This window comes from Variovorax glucosi, assembly GCF_051216695.1.
Taxonomy (GTDB): domain Bacteria; phylum Pseudomonadota; class Gammaproteobacteria; order Burkholderiales; family Burkholderiaceae_C; genus Variovorax.
Genome location: NZ_JBPJZE010000001.1, coordinates 1,069,873 through 1,087,821, shown reverse-complemented (window position 1 = coordinate 1,087,821; position 17,949 = coordinate 1,069,873). Strand labels below are relative to the sequence as shown.

General features: G+C 66.2%; 15 protein-coding genes. 13 read left to right on the top strand and 2 right to left on the bottom strand.

Annotated features, from left to right (window positions below; translation table 11 throughout):
- Positions 1-15 precede the first annotated feature (15 nt).
- The 11 genes from ACSFA3_RS05170 (at position 16) to ACSFA3_RS05120 (ending at position 12,753) form a co-directional block, all read left to right on the top strand.
- The gene (locus ACSFA3_RS05170; protein WP_435504963.1) at positions 16-2,454 is read left to right on the top strand and encodes a DNA internalization-related competence protein ComEC/Rec2; all 2,439 of its coding nucleotides are present in this window, start codon (positions 16-18) and stop codon (positions 2,452-2,454) included.
- Between the two features lie 143 nt (positions 2,455-2,597).
- A complete protein-coding gene (locus ACSFA3_RS05165; RefSeq protein WP_435504311.1) occupies positions 2,598-3,452 on the top strand; it encodes an IclR family transcriptional regulator in 855 nt (284 codons plus the stop codon).
- 1 nt (position 3,453) lies between these two features.
- On the top strand, positions 3,454-4,614 hold the full coding sequence (locus ACSFA3_RS05160) for a thiolase family protein (protein WP_435504310.1): 1,161 nt from the start codon (positions 3,454-3,456) through the stop codon (positions 4,612-4,614).
- Positions 4,611-5,000: a Zn-ribbon domain-containing OB-fold protein gene (locus ACSFA3_RS05155; RefSeq protein WP_435504309.1), complete on the top strand. Its 390-nt coding sequence runs from the start codon at positions 4,611-4,613 to the stop codon at positions 4,998-5,000. The genes ACSFA3_RS05160 and ACSFA3_RS05155 overlap by 4 nt, the downstream gene beginning before the upstream one ends.
- Before the next feature lie 50 nt (positions 5,001-5,050).
- Positions 5,051-6,040 carry a tripartite tricarboxylate transporter substrate binding protein gene (locus ACSFA3_RS05150; protein ID WP_435504308.1) on the top strand — a complete coding sequence of 330 codons (990 nt, stop codon included), beginning with the start codon at positions 5,051-5,053 and terminating at the stop codon, positions 6,038-6,040.
- The gene (locus tag ACSFA3_RS05145) at positions 6,041-6,931 is read left to right on the top strand and encodes a MaoC family dehydratase (protein WP_435504307.1); all 891 of its coding nucleotides are present in this window, start codon (positions 6,041-6,043) and stop codon (positions 6,929-6,931) included.
- A gap of 135 nt (positions 6,932-7,066) precedes the next feature.
- Complete coding sequence (locus ACSFA3_RS05140) at positions 7,067-7,447, top strand: tripartite tricarboxylate transporter substrate-binding protein (RefSeq protein ID WP_435504306.1); 381 nt, start codon at positions 7,067-7,069, stop codon at positions 7,445-7,447.
- 25 nt (positions 7,448-7,472) lie between these two features.
- Positions 7,473-9,557: an acetate--CoA ligase family protein gene (locus tag ACSFA3_RS05135; protein ID WP_435504305.1), complete on the top strand. Its 2,085-nt coding sequence runs from the start codon at positions 7,473-7,475 to the stop codon at positions 9,555-9,557.
- Positions 9,558-9,646: 89 nt separating this feature from the next.
- Positions 9,647-11,161: a circularly permuted type 2 ATP-grasp protein gene (locus ACSFA3_RS05130; RefSeq protein ID WP_435504304.1), complete on the top strand. Its 1,515-nt coding sequence runs from the start codon at positions 9,647-9,649 to the stop codon at positions 11,159-11,161.
- A 37-nt stretch (positions 11,162-11,198) separates the two neighbouring features.
- Positions 11,199-12,158: an alpha-E domain-containing protein gene (locus tag ACSFA3_RS05125; protein WP_435504303.1), complete on the top strand. Its 960-nt coding sequence runs from the start codon at positions 11,199-11,201 to the stop codon at positions 12,156-12,158.
- A 199-nt stretch (positions 12,159-12,357) separates the two neighbouring features.
- On the top strand, positions 12,358-12,753 hold the full coding sequence (locus ACSFA3_RS05120; protein ID WP_435504302.1) for a hypothetical protein: 396 nt from the start codon (positions 12,358-12,360) through the stop codon (positions 12,751-12,753).
- Between the two features lie 17 nt (positions 12,754-12,770).
- On the opposite strand, the gene glpK is transcribed toward ACSFA3_RS05120, so the two are convergent.
- On the bottom strand, positions 12,771-14,270 hold the full coding sequence (gene glpK, locus ACSFA3_RS05115) for a glycerol kinase GlpK (RefSeq protein WP_435504301.1): 1,500 nt from the start codon (positions 14,268-14,270) through the stop codon (positions 12,771-12,773).
- Positions 14,271-14,352: 82 nt separating this feature from the next.
- Positions 14,353-15,123 (bottom strand): DeoR/GlpR family DNA-binding transcription regulator, encoded by a 771-nt coding sequence (locus tag ACSFA3_RS05110; protein WP_435504300.1) that lies wholly within the window; start codon positions 15,121-15,123, stop codon positions 14,353-14,355.
- A gap of 97 nt (positions 15,124-15,220) precedes the next feature.
- On the opposite strand from ACSFA3_RS05110, the gene glpD reads away from it, so the two are divergent.
- Both glpD and ACSFA3_RS05100 read left to right on the top strand, forming a co-directional pair.
- Positions 15,221-16,837 carry a glycerol-3-phosphate dehydrogenase gene (gene glpD, locus ACSFA3_RS05105; protein WP_435504299.1) on the top strand — a complete coding sequence of 539 codons (1,617 nt, stop codon included), beginning with the start codon at positions 15,221-15,223 and terminating at the stop codon, positions 16,835-16,837.
- A gap of 37 nt (positions 16,838-16,874) precedes the next feature.
- Positions 16,875-17,948: an ABC transporter ATP-binding protein gene (locus tag ACSFA3_RS05100; protein ID WP_435504298.1), complete on the top strand. Its 1,074-nt coding sequence runs from the start codon at positions 16,875-16,877 to the stop codon at positions 17,946-17,948.
- Position 17,949: the final 1 nt, after the last annotated feature.

Genomic DNA, 17,949 nt, shown 5'->3' with positions numbered 1-17,949 from the left:
GCGGGCTTCGCTGCGATGGCGGGCTCGGTCGTGGGCACGGCGCTGCAATTGCAGCAGGCTGCGCTGTGGGATGCGAAGGTATATGCAGTATTGGTCGCGATTGCGCTGACGGGTTGGCTTCTGTTGCGCAAGACCAACGCAATTCGCGCCTGTTCATGGCGGCAGCTGGCATTCGCGCTGTCGATCGGGGCGATGGCGGGGCTGGGACTCACCGGCTGGCGCGCCGCGATCTACGCCGATGGCGCACTCGATCCGTCTTTGGAAGGCCGCGATCTGCAGGTCGTCGGCGTCGTCGCGCAGATGCCGCAGCACGGCGACGGCGCGATCCGGTTCCAGCTGGATGTCGAGTCGGCGGGCTGGGCTTCGACGGCGGACCGAGCCGTGTCGATGCCGCGAATCCCTGCGGCGCTCGCGCTCGGGTGGTATGCCAACGGGACAGGGTTGTGGGGTCGAGGTGCGACCGAGACTGCGATCGGCGGCGCGCAGATCGCTGCGCCGGGGCCGCTGCATGCGGGAGAGCGCTGGCGTTTCACCGTCCGGCTGAAGGCGCCGCACGGAAATCTGAATCCTTACGGCTTCGACCAGGAGCTCTGGATGTGGGAGCAGGGCATGCCGGCCAGCGGCTATGTGCGGACCGGCAAGCAGGACGCGACGCCGGAACGGCTTGCCATGACATGGGCGCATCCGGTCGAGCGCGCACGCGAGGCGGTGCGCGATGCGATCCTCGCGCGCATCGACGACCGCCGCCTTGCCGGCGTGGTAGCCGCGCTGGTCACTGGAGATCAGGCGGCCATTGAGCGCGCCGACTGGGATGTGTTTCGCGCCACAGGTGTCGCGCATCTCGTCGCGATATCGGGTCTGCACATCACGATGTTTGCCTGGCTTGCCGCGCTGGCCATCGGTACGGCCTGGCGCCGGAGCACGCGGCTGATGCTGTGGATTCCCGCGCAGCAGGCCGCGCTGGCGGGCGGCGTCTGCCTTGCCGGGCTGTATGCGCTCTTCAGCGGCTGGGGCGTGCCTTCGCAGCGAACCATCTGGATGCTCGCGGCCGTCGCGCTGCTGCGGCTGTCGGGACGCCGCTGGCCGTGGCCGTTCGTCTGGCTGCTGGCCTGCGCGGTGGTGGTCGCCATCGATCCCTGGGCGCTGATGCAGGCGGGGTTCTGGCTCAGTTTCGTCGCGGTAGCGGCGCTCTTTGCGACCGATGCGGCAGAGAACGTCGATGCAAACAACGTCAGTAAGGGTGGCTGGCGACAGCACGCGATGCAGATGGTGCGGGAGCAGGGCGTCGTCACGCTGGCGCTCACGCCGCTGACGCTGTTGCTGTTCCAGCAGTTCTCGGTCGTCGGCCTGCTTGCCAATGCGCTGGCGATTCCGTGGGTGACGCTGGTCGTCACGCCACTGGCGATGCTCGGTGTCGCGCTGCCTGCGTTCTGGGACCTGGCAGCGCTGTCGGTGCAGGCGATGGCGTGGGTGCTGCAGCGGCTCGCCGCCTTGCCGTTCGCCGCTGTGTCGATGGCCGCGCCGCCGCTGTGGCTGGCGATGGCCGGAATCGCGGGCGGCGTGTTGATCGCGATGCGCCTGCCGTGGGCGCTGCGGCTGCTTGGGCTGCCTTTGCTGCTGCCGGTTCTGCTCTGGCAGCTTCCGCGTCCCGCATCGGGCGAGTTCGACCTGCTGGCCGCCGACATCGGCCAGGGCAATGCGGTGCTCGTGCGCACCGCCACGCACAGCCTGCTCTACGACGCCGGCCCGCGCTACAGCCTGGAAAGCGATGCCGGCCATCGTGTCCTAGTTCCGCTGCTGCGCGCGCTCGGCGAGCGGATCGACCTGCTGGTGCTGAGCCATCGGGACAGCGATCACACTGGCGGCGCTGCTGCGGTGCTGGCGACGCAGCCGCAGGCGGAGCTGCTGAGTTCGATCGAGGCGACGCATCCGCTGCAGGCGTTGCGGCCGGTGCGGCGTTGCGTCGCGGGGCAGCGCTGGGAATGGGACGGAGTGGTTTTCGAGGTGCTACATCCGTTGGCGGGCGACGCGTCGGTCAACGGTGGTCTGCCCAAGCCGAACGCGGTCTCTTGCGTGCTGCGCGTCGGCAACGGTCGCGCTTCCGTGCTGCTGGCCGGGGATATCGAGCGGCCGCAGGAGCTGGCGCTGGTGGCGCGCGGTGCGCCGGGTGTGTTGCAGGCCGATCTTTTGCTGGTGCCGCATCACGGGAGCAAGACTTCGTCGACGGTCGAGTTGTTGACCGCAGTGCGACCGAAGCTCGCGATCGTGCAGGCCGGCTATCGGAATCGCTTCGGGCATCCGGCGCCCGTCGTTCTGGAAACCTATGCGGCGCAAGGCGTGACGGTGATCAACAGTCCGCATTGCGGCGCGGCCAAATGGTCGAGCGTTGCGCCGTTGGACGTGCGTTGCGAGCGGGAGGCGCGGGCGAGGTACTGGCATCACCAAGTTCCCTGAACGGCTGCGCCGGCCGGCCGGGTTTTCCCTTGAAAAGTTTCGCCTGCAGCAACTTTCCGCGGTTCTCTTGACGCACCGAAGCCGCGCTGCGTTCAATGCACGACGCGTTCAACGCGTTCCGTAGAACGAAACAAGAGACAACCATGCTTGGACAAACGCGCACCCCGCCTTCCATGCTCGCGCACCGGGCCGTGGAGCCCACGTCGTCGGTCGAGCGCGCCTGCCGCGTGCTGCGCGCGCTGTCGGATCCCGGCGTCACGCGCCTGACCGACATCGCCAGCGCGACCGGGCTCGACAAGACGACCGTGCTGCGGCTGCTCGAAGTGCTCATGAACGACGGCTTCGTCGTGCGCAACCTGCAGACCAAGCACTACAGCCTCGGTCCCGAACTGCTGGTGCTCGGCGCCGCTGCGCTGGCCCGCTTCGACCCGCGTCCGCTGGTGCGGCCGTCGCTGCTGCGGCTGACCGGACACTTCGAGGACAGCGTGATCCTGTCGATTCCGAGCGGCATCGAATCGCTGTGCGTCGATGTGGAGGTCGGCCGCTATCCGATCCGCGCGAACTACCTCTCCATCGGCAGCCGCCGTCCGCTGGGCGTCGGCGCCGGCAGCCTGGCGCTGCTGGCCTGGATGCCGGAAGCCGAGCGGCAGGCCGCGCTGACGGTGATCGCGCCTCAGCTGCAGCGCTATCCGCGCATCACCGCGCAACTGCTCGAAGAACACTGCCTTGAGGCACGCGAGCGCGGTTATGCGGTGTTGCTCGATGTCGTGGTCGAGCGCATGGGCGGGATTTCGGTGCCGATCCTCGGCGTGGACGGCCGGCCGGTCGCGGCGATCAGCATCGCAGCGCTCAACGACCGCATCACATCGCGCGAGGCCGAACTGGCGCAGGCTTTGCGGCGCGAAGCCGCGACCTGCGAAGTGCTGTGGAGCGGCGCCGTGAATGTCGTCAGCGCCGGCGGTGCGACTTCGGGCACACGACGCCCCGGAACACACTGACATGAACACCTCGACCTCGACGGCCTGGATTGCCGGCGTCGGCGGCACCGCCTTCGGCCGGCACGAAGGGCAGGGCGCGCTCGACCTGATGGCGCAGGCCGCCCAGCAGGCGCTGACCGATGCCGGTCTGAAGCGCGCCGACATCGACGGCCTTCTCTGCGGCTATGCCACCACGCTGCCGCACCTGATGCTTTCGACGCTGTTCTGCGAGCGCTTCTCGCTGGACCCGTCCTATGCGCACAGCCTGCAGGTCGGCGGTGCGACCGGCGCGGCCATGTTGATGCTGGCCCGCGAGCTGGTGCGCAGCGGCCGCTGCCGCAATGTGCTGGTGGTCGCCGGTGAGAACCGGCTGACCGGCCAGTCGCGAGACAGCGCGATCCAGACGCTGGCGCAGGTCGGCGATCCCGATTACGAAGTGCCGAACGGTGCATCGGTTCCCGCGTACTACGGTCTCATGGCGTCGCGCTACCTGCACGAAACCGGTACCACCGAGGCCGACCTCGCCGAATTTGCCGTGCTGATGCGTGCCAATGCAGCGCGCCATCCCGGCGCGCATCTCACGGCGCCGATCACGCTGGCCGACGTGCTCGCATCCAGGCCGATCGCCGCGCCGCTCAAGCTCATGGATTGCTGCCCGATCTCCGACGGCGCGATGGCACTGGTGGTATCCGCCGCACCCGGCGACCGGCCCCGCGTCGCCCTGACCGGCGCCGGGCAGGCGCACAGGCACCAGCACCTGAGCGCGATGGCCGACGTCATGCAGTGCGGCGCGGCTGTCGCAGCCGATCGCGCCTTCGCCGAAGCGGGGCTCGACGTGGCCGACATCGACCATCTCGGCATCTACGATTCCTTCACCATCACGCTGGCGATGCTGCTGGAAGAAATCGGCTTCGCACCTCGCGGCGGTGCGGCGCAACGCCTGCGCAACGGCGATTTCTCTTCCGGCGGCGCGATGCCGCTGAATACGCACGGCGGGCTGCTGTCGTTCGGGCACTGCGGCGTGGCCGGCGGCATGGCGCATGCGGTGGAAGTCTTCCGGCAGATGACGGGCCAGGCCGGCGCCCGCCAGGTCGCAAGGCCGCGTCACGCCTTCGTGCATGCCGACGGCGGCGTGATGTCCTCGCATGTCAGCCTGATTCTTTCGCAGGAGCCTTCGCAATGACCGCTGCCATGACTTCGTTCAGCGCGCTGGCCGCACCCTTTCTCGACGGCCTGGCGCACCGGGAGATCCGCTTCCAGCGCTGCACGGACTGCGGTACCGCGCAGACGCTGGCGCGCCATGCCTGCGCGCATTGCGGCTGTGATTCGCTGCTCTGGGAGACGTCGCGCGGCGCAGCCACGCTGCATGCCGTCACCGTGGTTTCTCGCGCGCCATCGGATGCGTTCCGCGCGCTCGTTCCGTACACGCTGGTCATCGCGCAGCTCGATGAAGGCCCGCGCCTGATGGCGCACGGCGAAGCGGATGCACGAATCGGCGACCGCGTATCGGCCGGCTTCTTCGAACACGACGGGCGGACGCTGGTCCGCTTTTCGCCGGCCACCGGATAGCCGCGCGCATCGGGGCATCGGTCAACAAAAAAACCAATGGAGACAACGACATGCATTCGATCCGCTTGCCCTCACGCCGCCATCTGCTCGCTGCTGCGGGCGTCGCGCTGAGCCTCGTCCTGCCGACGATCGCCCAGGCGCAGGGGTACCCGACCAAGCCTGTCAAGCTGGTCGTTCCTTACCCGCCCGGCGGGCCGACCGACATCGTCGCGCGGCTGGTGGCGCAGAAGCTGTCCGAGCAGATGGGGCAGCCGGTCGTCATCGACAACCGGCCGGGCGCGGGAGGCAACCCCGGCGCCGAGATGGTGGCGCGCAGCGCGGCGGACGGTTACACGCTGGTCGTCGCGACCACGGCGCATGCGATCAATCCGTCGCTGTTCAAGAACCTCGGCTATTCGCTGTCGAAAGATTTCGTGCCGATTTCGCAGCTGACCAGCGGCCCGCTGGTGATCGTGGCCAACCCCGGCCTGCCGGCGAACGACGTGGCCGAACTCATCGCGCTGGCGAAATCGAAGCCGGGCGAACTGAACTTCGCTTCGTCCGGCAACGGCCAGTCGACGCACCTCTCGGCCGAGCTTTTCGCGTCCATGGCCGGCGTGAAGATGAACCACATTCCGTACAAGGGCAGCGCGCCGGCCCTCACCGACACGATGGGTGGCCAGACGCAGCTGATGTTCGACACCATGCTGTCCGCCATGCCGCACGTGAAGGCCGGCAAGCTGAAGGCATTGGCCGTGACCAGCGGCACGCGTTCGCCGGTGGCGCCGGATTTGCCGACGGTCGCCGAATCCGGCCTGTCCGGCTACGAGGCGATCGCCTGGAACGGCCTGCTGGCGCCGGCCGGCACACCGCCGGAAGTCGTGTCCCGGCTGAGTGCCGAACTGAAGAAGGTGCTCGCTTCGCCCGATGTAAAGGACAAGTTCGAGGCCCAGGGTTTTGCCGCGAGCTGGAACACGCCGGCCGACTTCGGTCGCTTCCTGACCGCCGAGGTCGAGAAATGGGGCAGGGTGGTGAAGATCTCCGGCGCCAAGGTGGACTGAATGATCGACTTCCACCGACTGAAAGCGTGGCGCTTTGACGAGATCGTGCAGCGCTACGACGCCGACGACACGCTGCGCTATGCGTTGGCACTCGGCCTGGGCAGCGATCCGACCGATGCGAGGCAGCTGCAATTCATCAACGACATGCCGAAAGCACCGCTCGCGCTGCCGACGATGGCCGTGGTGCTCGGCTACCCCGGCTCCTGGATGCAGGACCGTGCCACCGGCATCGACTTCTCGCAGATCGTCCATGGTGAGGAGCGGGTGGTCTGGCACCGGACGCTTCCTGCTGCGGGCTCGGTTCGCGCACGGCATCGCGTCACGCGCATCGTCGACAAGGGACCGGGGCGCGGCGCCACGATCACCTACGACAAGACGCTGCACGACGCCGACAGCGACGAACTGCTCGCCACCGTGACCCACACCACCTTCGCACGCGGCAACGGCGGCTTCGCGACGGCGGATGTGCCCGGCGATGCGCCGCCGTCGCCGCCCGTCCCGATGCCAACCGGCGAGCCCGACGCGATCGTCGACATTCCGACGCTGCCACAGCAGGCCTTGCTCTACCGGCTGTGCGGCGACCGCAATCCGTTGCACTCCGATCCGGCGACCGCGCGCGCGGCCGGTTTCGAACGGCCGATCCTCCACGGCCTCTGCACCTGGGGCATCGCAGCGCACGCGTTGCTGGCGCAATGCGCGGACAGCGATCCGTCGCGCCTGCGCAGCCTGTTCGCGCGGTTCTCCGCGCCGGTTTTTCCAGGCGAAACCTTGCGGCTGGAGTCGATCCGCGACGGCGCCGACGTGCGCTTCCGCGTGCGGGTGCCTGCACGGGATCGCATCGTGCTGGATCACGGTCACGCCGTATTCGACAACCAGAAGGAGACGACATGAAACTGCAGACAATCGGCCGCCGCACCTTGCTGGGCGGCGCTGCCGCCACGGCGCTGGGCGCGCTTTCCATGCCCGGTCTCGCGCAGAGCCCTTACCCGAACCGGTCGGTGAAGTTCACCGTGCCGTTTCCTGCCGGTGGTCCGGTCGACACCACCGGCCGCGCTGCCGCAGATCAAGGCCGGCAAGGTGCGCGCCATCGCGGTCGCGAGCGCCAGACGCTCGGCTCTGCTTCCCGACGTGCCGACGGTGGCCGAGTCGGGCATTGCCGGCCTGTCGGGCTACGAGGCGTATTCCTGGGCGGCTTTCGTCGTGCCTGCAGGAACGCCGAAAGACATCGTCCAGCGCCTGAGCGTCGACATCGGCAAGGCGCTGGCCGATCCGCAGGTGAAGCAGCGTCTCTACGACGCCGGTGCCGAAGCCATGCCGACCACGCCGGAATCCTTCGGAAAGATGCTCCACACCGAGATCGACAAGTGGACGAAGGTGGTCCGCGCGGCGGACATCAAGATCGATTGAACGCAAATTGAAAGAAACGAAATCCATGTCCGATCTGCTCGAATCCGCCCTGAATCCGCAGTCAGTCGCCGTCATCGGCGCGTCCGAAAACATCCACAAGATCGGCGGACGACCGATCTACTACATGCAGAAGCATGGCTTCGGCGGGCGCATCTACCCGATCAACCCTTCCCGGGAAGAAGTGCAGGGGCTCATCAGCTACGCATCGCTGGACGCCTTGCCCGAGGTGCCGGATCTGGCGATGGTCATCGTCGGCGGCGAGAAGGCTGTCGATGCGGTGGCGCAATGCGCGGCACGCGGCGTGAAATCCGCCGTGATCGTCGCATCGGGCTTCGGCGAGACCGGGGAGGAAGGCCGCGCCGTGCAGCGCGCGATGGTCGACACCGCCCGCGCCGCCGGAATGCGGCTTTACGGACCGAACACGCAGGGGCTGGCGAACTTCGGAACCGGTGCCATCGCGGGCTTCTCGACCATGTTCGTCGAGGTGCCGCCGCTGGACGGCCCGGTCGGCATCGTCAGTCAGAGCGGCGGCATGAGTGCGATGGCTTACGGGCTGCTGCGCGGTCGCGGGCTCGGCGTTCGCCACGTGCATGCGACCGGCAACGAGGCCGACATCACCGTTTCCGACCTGGCCTGGGCCGTGGCGCACGACCCGGACGTGAAACTGCTGCTGCTCTACCTGGAAAATATCGCCGATCCCGAACTGCTGGCGCGCACCGCTGCCTACGCCCGGGAGCGCGATCTGCCGATCATCGCGGTGAAGGCCGGGCGCTCCGAGAGCGGCCAGACGGCGGCCGCGTCGCACACCGGCTCGCTGGCCAACGAGGACCGCACGGTCGACGCCTTCTTCCGCCACCACGGTATCTGGCGCGTACGTGATCCGCATGCACAGGCGATGGCGGCGGAGGCGTATCTCAAGGGCTGGAGGCCGGAGGGCCGGCGGCTGGTGATCGTCAGCAATTCGGGCGCGAGTTGCGTGATGGGCGCCGACGCGTCGGAAGATTTCAAGCTGCCGCTCGCCGAATTGGCGCCGGCCACCCGCGCCGAAGTGGCGAGCCGGTTGCCGGGCTTCGCGACGGCGACAAATCCGATCGACATCACGGCTGCGCTGCTGTCGAACAGCGGCCTGTTCGGCGACGTGCTCCCAGCGCTGGCCCAGGACCCGGCCGCAGACATGTTCTTCATCAACATTCCGGTGGCCGGCGCCGGCTACGACGTCGAGGCTTTCGCGCGCGACACGGCCGCATTCGAGCGCGACACCGGCAAGCCTGTCGTCGTCGCGGCATGGCAGGATTCGGTCGCGGCGCCGTTCAAGGCGCAGGGCATACCGACCTACGTCAACGAGAACGACGCGCTGGGCACGCTGGCGCAGCTGGTTTCGCACACCGCGCTGATGCGCAGGAAGATCGTGTCCTGGACGACGGACGCCGCGCGCTCGCTGCCGGCAGGCAACGGGCGCTTTCTGAACGAGGCCGACAGCCTGGCCGTGCTGGCCGAGGCCGGCGTGCCTGTGGTCGCGCACCGGCTTTGCCGGACCGCGAAGGAGGCCGGCGCAGCGTTGCTTGCGGTCGGTGCGCCGGCGGTGGTCAAGGCGTGCTCCGGCGACGTGCCGCACAAGTCGGAACACGGTCTGGTCGCCTTGAACGTCGGCAATGCCGGCGATGCGGAGGCGCTCTTCGAACTGCAATGGGCCAAGCTGGCCGAACTCGGCGCCGCGCAGGAGGGCGTGATCGTCGCTGCCATGCGGCGCGGACAGCACGAATTCATGGTCGGCGCGCGGATCGACGCGGTGTTCGGGCCCGTGGTGGTCGTTGGCGACGGCGGCAAATATGTCGAGGCGTTGCAGGATATCGCGGTGCTGGTACCACCGTTCGCTGTCACGGACGTGACGGACGCGCTGCGAGGCCTTCGCATTGCGCCGCTGCTCGAAGGCGTGCGGGGCGATCCGCCGCTGGACATCGATGCGCTCGCCGAGGTGGTGGTGGCGGTCGGACGGCTGATCGTGGCGGCGGACGGCGTCATCGCATCGATCGACGTCAATCCGGTGTTGGTGGCAGCTCGCGGAGAAGGCGCCGTGGTGCTGGATGCACTGATCGAGCGCGCGGCCTGAACGGCGCACCTGGAGCGTGCAAAGTTCACGGCCGGACCCGGAATTGGCCTTGAACTTGCTAAGCTATGTGCAAGGAGATTAGTGGTTACATGCACAAATTCGATGAGATGTACGAGCAGCTGCCCTATGCAGGCGCTGCAATCCGTGGCCACTACAAGCGCTACGACCAGTGGTTGGCGCGACAGACCGGCGAGGTGATGCGCTCCCGCCGCGAAGAAGCGGAGATGATTTTCCGCCGCGTCGGCATCACCTTCGCGGTGTACGGCGCCAAGGACGAGGACGGATCGGGCACCGAGCGGCTGATTCCATTCGACCTGCTGCCGCGCATCATTCCCGCTCACGAGTGGGAGAGCATGGAAAAAGGCCTGGTGCAGCGCGTCACGGCGTTGAACCGCTTCATCTACGACGTTTATCACGACCAGGACATCGTCAAGGCCGGCATCGTGCCGATCGAACAGATTCGCGACAACGCGCAGTTCCGCCCCGAGATGATGGGCGTCACGGTGCCCAACAACATCTACTCGAACATCTCCGGCATCGATATCGTCCGTGCGCCGGATGCCGATGGCAACGGCGAGTACTACGTGCTGGAGGACAACCTCCGCGTGCCGAGCGGCGTGAGCTACATGCTCGAAAACCGCAAGATGATGATGCGGCTTTTCCCCGACCTGTTCAGCCAGAACCGCATCGCACCCGTCGCCCATTACCCCGACCTGCTGCTCGAAACCCTGCGTGCCAGCGCGCCACCGGCCACCGCCGAGCCGACCGTCGTCGTGCTCACGCCCGGCATGTACAACAGCGCCTATTTCGAGCACGCCTTCCTGGCGCAGCAGATGGGCATCGAGCTGGTCGAGGGGCAAGACCTGTTCGTCAAGGACGACTTCGTCTACATGCGCACCACGCGCGGACCGAGGCGCGTCGACGTCATCTACCGCCGCGTCGACGACGATTTTCTCGATCCCGAAGTCTTCAAGCCCGATTCGACACTCGGTTGCGCCGGCCTGATGCGCGCCTACCGGGCAGGCAACGTCGCGATCTCCAATGCCGTCGGCACCGGCGTTGCAGACGACAAGTCGATCTACCCGTACGTGCCGAAGATGATCGAGTTCTATCTCGGCGAGAAGCCGATTCTGAAGAACGTGCCGACCTACATGTGCCGCAACAAGGACGACCTGCAGTACACGCTCGACAACATGAAGGACCTGGTCGTCAAGGAAGTGCACGGCGCTGGCGGCTACGGCATGCTGATCGGCCCTGCCGCGACGCAGGCCGAGATCGACGACTTCAAGAAGGCCGTGATGGCCAAGCCTGACGGCTACATCGCCCAGCCGACGCTGAGCCTGTCGACATCGCCCACTTTCGTCGACGCCGGCATCGCGCCGCGCCACATCGACCTGCGGCCCTTCGTGCTGTCGGCCAAGGAAGTGCAGATGGTGCCGGGCGGCCTGACCCGCGTTGCACTCAAGGAGGGTTCGCTGGTCGTGAATTCGTCGCAGGGCGGCGGTACCAAGGACACCTGGATCCTGGAAACCGAACGTACGGCGCGCAAGGCTCCGGCGCAGGAACAATCCCAGACACAAACGCAGACGCCATCGGCCGCCTGAAGAAGAACAGCGAAGAAAAGAAAACGGAGAAGCCCAGATGCTGTCACGCACCGCCGATCACCTCTACTGGATGTCGCGCTACACCGAGCGAGCCGAGAACACGGCCCGCATGCTCGATGTCAACTACCAGACCTCGCTGCTGCCGCAGTCGGCCGAGGTCGCCAAGTTCGGCTGGCAGGGTCTGCTGTCGATCAGCGAACTGCTGCCCGCGTACGACAAGAAATACCAGCAGATCACGCCCAACGACGTGATGGAATTCATGGTCAAGGACGAGGAAAATCCGTCTTCGATCGTCTCCTGCCTGAAAGCCGCTCGCGAAAACGCGCGTGCCGTGCGCGGCGCGCTCACCACCGAAGCCTGGGAAACGCAGAACGCGACTTGGCTCGACGTCAACCGCATGCTGCGTTCCGGAGAGTTCGAACGCGAACCGGCTCAGTTTTTCGAGTGGGTGAAGTTCCGCTCGCATCTTTCGCGCGGCGTGACGCTTGGAACGATGCTCCAGGACGAGGCGTTCTATTTCGCCCGCCTGGGCACTTTCCTGGAACGCGCCGACAACACGGCCCGCTTGGTCGACGTCAAGTTCCACGCGCTGAACAGCGAATTCTTCGGCACCGCGACCGAGGAAGATCAGGAATACGACTTCTATCACTGGAGCGCGATCCTGCGCAGCGTCTCGGCCTTCGAGACGTACCGCAAGGTCTACCGCGACGTCATCAAGCCGGAGCGCGTGGCTGAACTGCTGATCCTGCGTGCCGACATGCCGCGCTCGCTGCATCACAGCCTTCATGAAGTCGTGAGCAATCTCGCCAAGGTGCAGAACGACCAGAGCGCAGAGACGCAGCGCCGTGCCGGCAAGCTGCTGGCCGATCTGCAATATGCGCGCGTCGACGAGATTCTCGCGACCGGGCTGCATGCTTATCTGACGCAGTTCCTCGATCGTGTCAACGAGATTGGTGGGCGGATCAGCCAGGACTTCCTGGTGCCTGCGGTGAACTGACGAAAACTTTTATTTTCGGTTGTTAAGCGCGACGTTCAAACCTCTGTACTTTCGTCTGCAGCGCCTGTCAGAGTGAATTTTCGATCGTTGTATCTTCGTTGCCGGTCGGACAGATCGTCCGGCTTCATGACGCGGAGGAGTCAAGAAACTGCAATCGCGCAGTCGCTCACCGCGTCTCGATAACGAGGGAGTAAAACTCATGACGTTTCATAAAGTACCGGGCGCCAATGGCGAAGAAGAGTCCAGCTTGGTCTGCGACAAATATCCAGTCCCTGCCGCTGAGGTGACCGAAGTTCTTCAGAAGGGGGCGGGGAAGGAGTCGTTCGATTCCGGTGCCATGTATCGATTCAAGGCTTATGCGAGCGACCAGATCGAAACCTTGCCGTGGCCCGAGGAACTGCCCATCTACAACCCGGCTTTCTGGGGAGAAAAACCACCGGCGACGGGTGGGGCCGACGGTGGTGCATCGATGGCATCGCAAACCAACAAGCTCATCGAGGCGATGGCTGGATTCGTCGTACCGCCGGGCCCGGCCTTGTCACCTTCGATGACTCCGATCGGCTTCTATCCGGATCTGGCTGTCGGATTGGGCTGAAGTCAGGCAGGTGGCCCTCAAACCGTCGTCGCCTGCCGCACGGCACGTTCCCACCGCGCCATCGCTTCTTCTGCCTGAGCACGGCCCATCGTCGGCATGAAGCGCCGCTCCACGCGCCACAACGTCGACAGCTGCTCCATGTCCTTGAAATAGCCGGTCGACAGCCCGGCAAGACAGGCGGCGCCCAGCGCCGTCGTCTCCGTGACCTCCGGTCGCAGCACCGGAATGCCCAACAGATCGGCCTGGAACTGCATCAGCAGATCGTTCACGCAGGCCCCGCCATCCACACGCAACTCGGCCACCGGTGCGCCGCCCGCAGCGACCGCGTCGCGGCTCATCGCCTGCAGCAATGCGGCGCTCTGGTAGGCGATGCTTTCCAGCGCGGCGCGGGCGATGTGCGCGACGGTCGTTCCTCGCGTCAGGCCGGTGATCGTGCCGCGCGCTTCGGCGTTCCAGTAGGGTGCGCCGAGGCCTGTGAAAGCGGGGACCATCATCACGCCGCCGGCGTCGGGCACGCTCTCGGCAAGGCCCTGGACTTCAGCGCTGCCCTTGATGGCTTGCAGCCCGTCGCGCAGCCACTGCACGACCGCACCGCCGACGAAGACGCTGCCCTCCATCGCGTACTGCGGCTCGGCGGGACGTGTCTGCGCGGCGCTCGTCACCAGCAAACCGTTGCGCGAAGGCTGGAATTCGCCTCCGGTATGCATCAGCAGGAAGCAACCGGTGCCATAGGTGTTCTTGGCCATGCCCGCCTTGAAGCAGGCCTGTCCGAACAGCGCGCTTTGCTGGTCGCCGGCGACGCCGCCGATCGGCAGCGAGCATCCGAGCAATTCGGCATCCGTGTCCGCAAAATGCGCGCTCGACGGTTTGACGTCGGGCATCAGCGACGCCGGAATGTCGAGCGCATCGAGCAGCTCGGCATCCCACCGGTTTTCGTGCACGTTGAAAAGCATCGTGCGCGACGCGTTCGTGACGTCTGTGACGTGCACCTTGCCGCCCGTCAGCTGCCAGATCAGCCAGCTGTCGACGGTGCCGAAAGCCAGTTCGCCGCGCTCGGCCTGCGCGCGCGTGTCGGGCACGTTGTCGAGCAGCCAGCGCAGCTTGGTGCCGGAGAAGTAGGCGTCGATGACCAGGCCGGTCTTGTCGCGGATGGTGTCGGTAAGCCCGTCTTCGCGCAGCTTAGCGCACAGCGGTTCGGCGCGGCGGTCCTGCCAGACGATGGCGTGATGCACCGGGTGGCCGGTCTTGCGGTTCCAGAGCAGCGTGGTCTCGCGCTGGTTGGTGATGCCGATCGCGTGGATGTCCGCCGGCTTCAGCTTCGCCTTGGCAAGCACCTCGCGCGCCGTCGCGAGCTGGGCCTGCCAGATCTCCATCGGATCGTGCTCGACCCATCCGGGCTGCGGGTAGATCTGCGGCAACTCGCGCTGGGTGACGGCGACGATGCGGCCGTCGCGGTCGAAGACGATGCTGCGCGAGCTGGAGGTGCCCTGGTCGAGAGCGAGCAGATATTTGGTCATGGGCGATCCGTGTGTTGCATTGCTCCTTCCCCTCCCGGGGGAAGGCAGGGATGGGGGCCGCCCGTCGATGAAGCGCGGCTTGTCACGGTTCTCGGGCGATTTCGAGGCGCACCTTGGCGCTCTCCAGGAGCGCAGGAAACGGTGCGGGCGGCTCCGCATCGGTGAACAGCCGGTGGATCTGCGAAAGCGTACCCAGCTGGATCATCGCGGGCCGGTTGAACTTGCTGGCATCTGCCGCCAGCCAGACCTCCTCGGCCTGCGCGATGATGGTTTGAGCGACCTTGACCTCCCGCAGGTCGAAGTCGCGCAGCGACCCGTCCGACTCGATGCTCGACACGCCGATCAGCGCGATGTCGACCTTGAACTGTCGGATAAAATCGATCGTTGCCTCGCCCACCACAGCCCGGTCGCGTGCGCGCACCGAACCGCCGGCGACGATCACTTCGCAGGCCGTGTTGCCGCTCAGGATCGTGGCCACATTGAGGTTGTTGGTGATCACCCGCAGCCCGGAGTGGCGCATCAGCTGCTGGGCGATGGCTTCCGTCGTCGTGCCGATGTTGAGGATCAGCGAGCAGTCGTTCGGCACGCGTTTGGCCACGGCACGCGCAATGCGCGCCTTGCCTTCGGCGTTGAGCGATGCGCGCTGCTGGTAGGCGATGTTCTCGGTGGTCGAACGCGGCATTCGCACGCCGCCGTGAAAGCGCGTCAGCAGGCCTTCGTCGGCCAGCCGCTGCACATCGCGCCGCACTGTCTGCAACGTCACGCCAAGCATGTCGGCGAGCTGTTCGACCGTCACCGAACCGCGTGTGCGGACGGTGTCCAGCAGGTTGATCTGGCGGGGATTTGAGTTCACGTGGAGTGTTCGCAGAGAGGGTTGCTACTCTAGAACGAAAGAAAACGAATTCCATCGAGGGTAAACCACGACGAAAATCGCACATTAAGGAACCAAAATGAAGCAACACGAAAATAACGAAGCCGCTGCCGTGACCGTTGTCTCTTCCTCTACGTCCTCTGATTCCACCGACTGCGATGTCCTCATCATCGGCGGCGGCATCAACGGTTGCGGCATTGCGCGCGACCTCGCCGGGCGCGGCTGGCGCGTGATGCTCTGCGAGAAGGACGACCTCGCTTCGCACACGTCGTCGTCTTCCACAAAGCTGATCCACGGCGGCCTGCGCTACCTGGAGTACTACGAATTCGCGCTGGTGCGCAAGGCGCTGCAGGAGCGCGAAGTGCTTCTGAAGAGCGCGCCGCACATCATGTGGCCGCTGCGCTTCGTGATGCCGCACGATCCGTCGACGCGTCCGGCCTGGATGATCCGCATCGGCCTGTTCATGTACGACCATCTCGCCAAGCGCGAAGTGCTGCCGGGCTCGCGCGGCATCGACCTGCGCACGCATGTCGCCGGCAAGCCGCTGAACCCCGTATTCAAGCGCGGCTTCGTCTATTCGGATGGCTGGGTCGACGATGCGCGACTCGTTCTGCTGACCGCCATCGACGCTCGTTCGCGCGGTGCCGAGATACTGACCCGCACCCGCTGCACCAGCGCACAGCGCGCTGCCGACGGCTGGACTGCCGTGCTCGAAGGCCCGCAAGGCACGCGCACCGTGCGTGCTCGGGCCGTCGTGAATGCGGCCGGCCCATGGGCGGAGTCGTTCCTGCGCGGCGTCGCCCATTCGGCGCACGGCGAGCAGATGGCGACGAAGAGCTTGCGTCTGGTCAAGGGCAGCCATCTGGTCGTCAAGCGCCTTTTTGAACACGACCACGCCTACATATTCCAGAGCCCGGACAAGCGGATCATCTTTGCGATTCCCTACCAGGACGACTTCACGCTGATCGGCACGACCGACGTCGAACTCAAGGGCGACGACCCCGGCGCCGCGAAGATCGGCAACGACGAGATCGTCTATCTGTGCGAGCAGGTCAGTCGCTATTTCAAGAAGCCGGTGACACCTGCAGACGTGGTCTGGACCTACTCCGGCGTGCGTCCGTTGCTCGACGACGCAGCGGGGGATCCGTCGGCCGTCACGCGCGACTACCTGCTCGAATCCAATGTCGACGGCGCGCCGCTGCTGTCGGTGTGGGGCGGAAAGATCACGACATTCCGCAAGCTGGCCGAGGATGCGGCTGACGAGGTCGGGAAGATGCTGGGGCAGGACCGTACGCAGCGTCCCGCCTGGACCGAAACCGCGTTTCTTGCCGGCGGCGATCTGTCGGCGTGGATCGGCCAGCCGGTCAAGGGCGCGCGGCCGGCCGCCGAATTCGAGCGTTTCGTCGTGGCTGTGCAGGCGCGCTATTCGTGGCTCGATGCGAATCTGGCTCGCCGCCTGGCGCGCGCCTACGGCGCACGTGTTTCCGAGCTCATCGGCGATGCGGCATCGATGGACGACATGGGAGCCGTCGTGGCGCCCGGACTGTACGAGCGCGAGTTGCGCTTCATGCAGGACGCCGAATGGGTGCAGACCGGCGACGACGCGCTCTGGCGCCGTTCCAAGCTCGGCCTGCACTACACGCCGGCACAACGCGAGACGGTCGACGCCTGGCTGCGCGCACACAAGAACAATTGAAAAGACGAGATCAACAGATCGAAACGAGGAAGACGGGATGCAACTGACACTCGAGCGCGTCACCAAGAAGGTGGGCGCCCAGACCTGGCTCTACGAGCAGAGTATCGCGCCGCGCAGTGGCGCGGTGACGGTGCTGCTCGGCGCCACGCAGGCCGGCAAGACCAGCCTGATGCGCCTGATGGCGGGGCTCGACACGCCGACTGCGGGCAAGGTCATGGTCGACGGCAAGGACGTCACCGGCATGCCGGTGCGCGAGCGCAACGTCGCCATGGTCTATCAGCAGTTCATCAACTATCCGTCGCTCACGGTCGCCGACAACATCGCCTCGCCGCTCAAGCTGCGCGGTGAAAAGAACATCGACGCGCAGGTTCGCGCGCTGGCCGACAAGCTGCACATCGGCATGTTCCTCGAACGACTGCCGGCCGAACTTTCGGGCGGCCAGCAGCAGCGCGTGGCACTAGCGCGCGCGCTGGCCAAGAATGCGCCGCTGATGCTGCTCGACGAGCCACTGGTCAACCTCGACTACAAGCTGCGTGAAGGTCTGCGCGAAGAGCTCACGCAGCTTTTCGCTAGCGGCGATTCGACCGTGATCTATGCGACGACCGAACCCGGTGAAGCGTTGCTGCTTGGCGGTTACACGGCCGTCATGGATGCTGGAGAGTTGCTCCAGTACGGCCCGACTTCGGAGGTCTTCCACGAGCCGAAGTCGCTGCGCGTGGCACGCGCGTTCAGCGACCCGCCGATGAACCTGCTCGCCGCTACCGTCATCGCAGGTGGCGTGCAGCTTGCGGGCGGGCCGAAGCTGGCCGTCGACCTGCCCGCCGGCACGTCCGGTGCACTGACGATCGGCCTGCGATCGGGTGCGTTGCACGTCGAGCAGGGTGCGGGCGATCTGGCGTTGCCGGGCAAGGTGGAGCTGGCCGAGATTTCGGGCTCCGACACTTTCGTCCACGTGCATACCGCCGTCGGCGAACTGGTGGCACAACTCACCGGCGTGCACCGTTTCGAACTGGGCGCTTCGCTGACGCTCTATTTCAGTGCATCGCAGGCCTACGTGTTCGACGCGAGCGAGCGGCTGGTTGTAGCGCCTCGCTGGCGCAGGGGGCACTGAC

Excerpts from the sequence above, each read along its gene's own strand:
- ACSFA3_RS05100 (WP_435504298.1), top strand. The coding sequence starts at position 16,875 with ATGCAACTGACACTCGAGCGCGTCACCAAGAAGGTGGGCGCCCAGACC.
- ACSFA3_RS05120 (WP_435504302.1), top strand. The coding sequence starts at position 12,358 with ATGACGTTTCATAAAGTACCGGGCGCCAATGGCGAAGAAGAGTCCAGC.
- glpK (WP_435504301.1), bottom strand. The coding sequence starts at position 14,270 with ATGACCAAATATCTGCTCGCTCTCGACCAGGGCACCTCCAGCTCGCGC.
- ACSFA3_RS05170 (WP_435504963.1), top strand. The coding sequence starts at position 16 with ATGGCGGGCTCGGTCGTGGGCACGGCGCTGCAATTGCAGCAGGCTGCG.
- ACSFA3_RS05135 (WP_435504305.1), top strand. The coding sequence starts at position 7,473 with ATGTCCGATCTGCTCGAATCCGCCCTGAATCCGCAGTCAGTCGCCGTC.
- ACSFA3_RS05125 (WP_435504303.1), top strand. The coding sequence starts at position 11,199 with ATGCTGTCACGCACCGCCGATCACCTCTACTGGATGTCGCGCTACACC.
- ACSFA3_RS05165 (WP_435504311.1), top strand. The coding sequence starts at position 2,598 with ATGCTTGGACAAACGCGCACCCCGCCTTCCATGCTCGCGCACCGGGCC.
- ACSFA3_RS05155 (WP_435504309.1), top strand. The coding sequence starts at position 4,611 with ATGACCGCTGCCATGACTTCGTTCAGCGCGCTGGCCGCACCCTTTCTC.
- glpD (WP_435504299.1), top strand. The coding sequence starts at position 15,221 with ATGAAGCAACACGAAAATAACGAAGCCGCTGCCGTGACCGTTGTCTCT.
- ACSFA3_RS05160 (WP_435504310.1), top strand. The coding sequence starts at position 3,454 with ATGAACACCTCGACCTCGACGGCCTGGATTGCCGGCGTCGGCGGCACC.
- ACSFA3_RS05150 (WP_435504308.1), top strand. The coding sequence starts at position 5,051 with ATGCATTCGATCCGCTTGCCCTCACGCCGCCATCTGCTCGCTGCTGCG.
- ACSFA3_RS05130 (WP_435504304.1), top strand. The coding sequence starts at position 9,647 with ATGCACAAATTCGATGAGATGTACGAGCAGCTGCCCTATGCAGGCGCT.
- ACSFA3_RS05145 (WP_435504307.1), top strand. The coding sequence starts at position 6,041 with ATGATCGACTTCCACCGACTGAAAGCGTGGCGCTTTGACGAGATCGTG.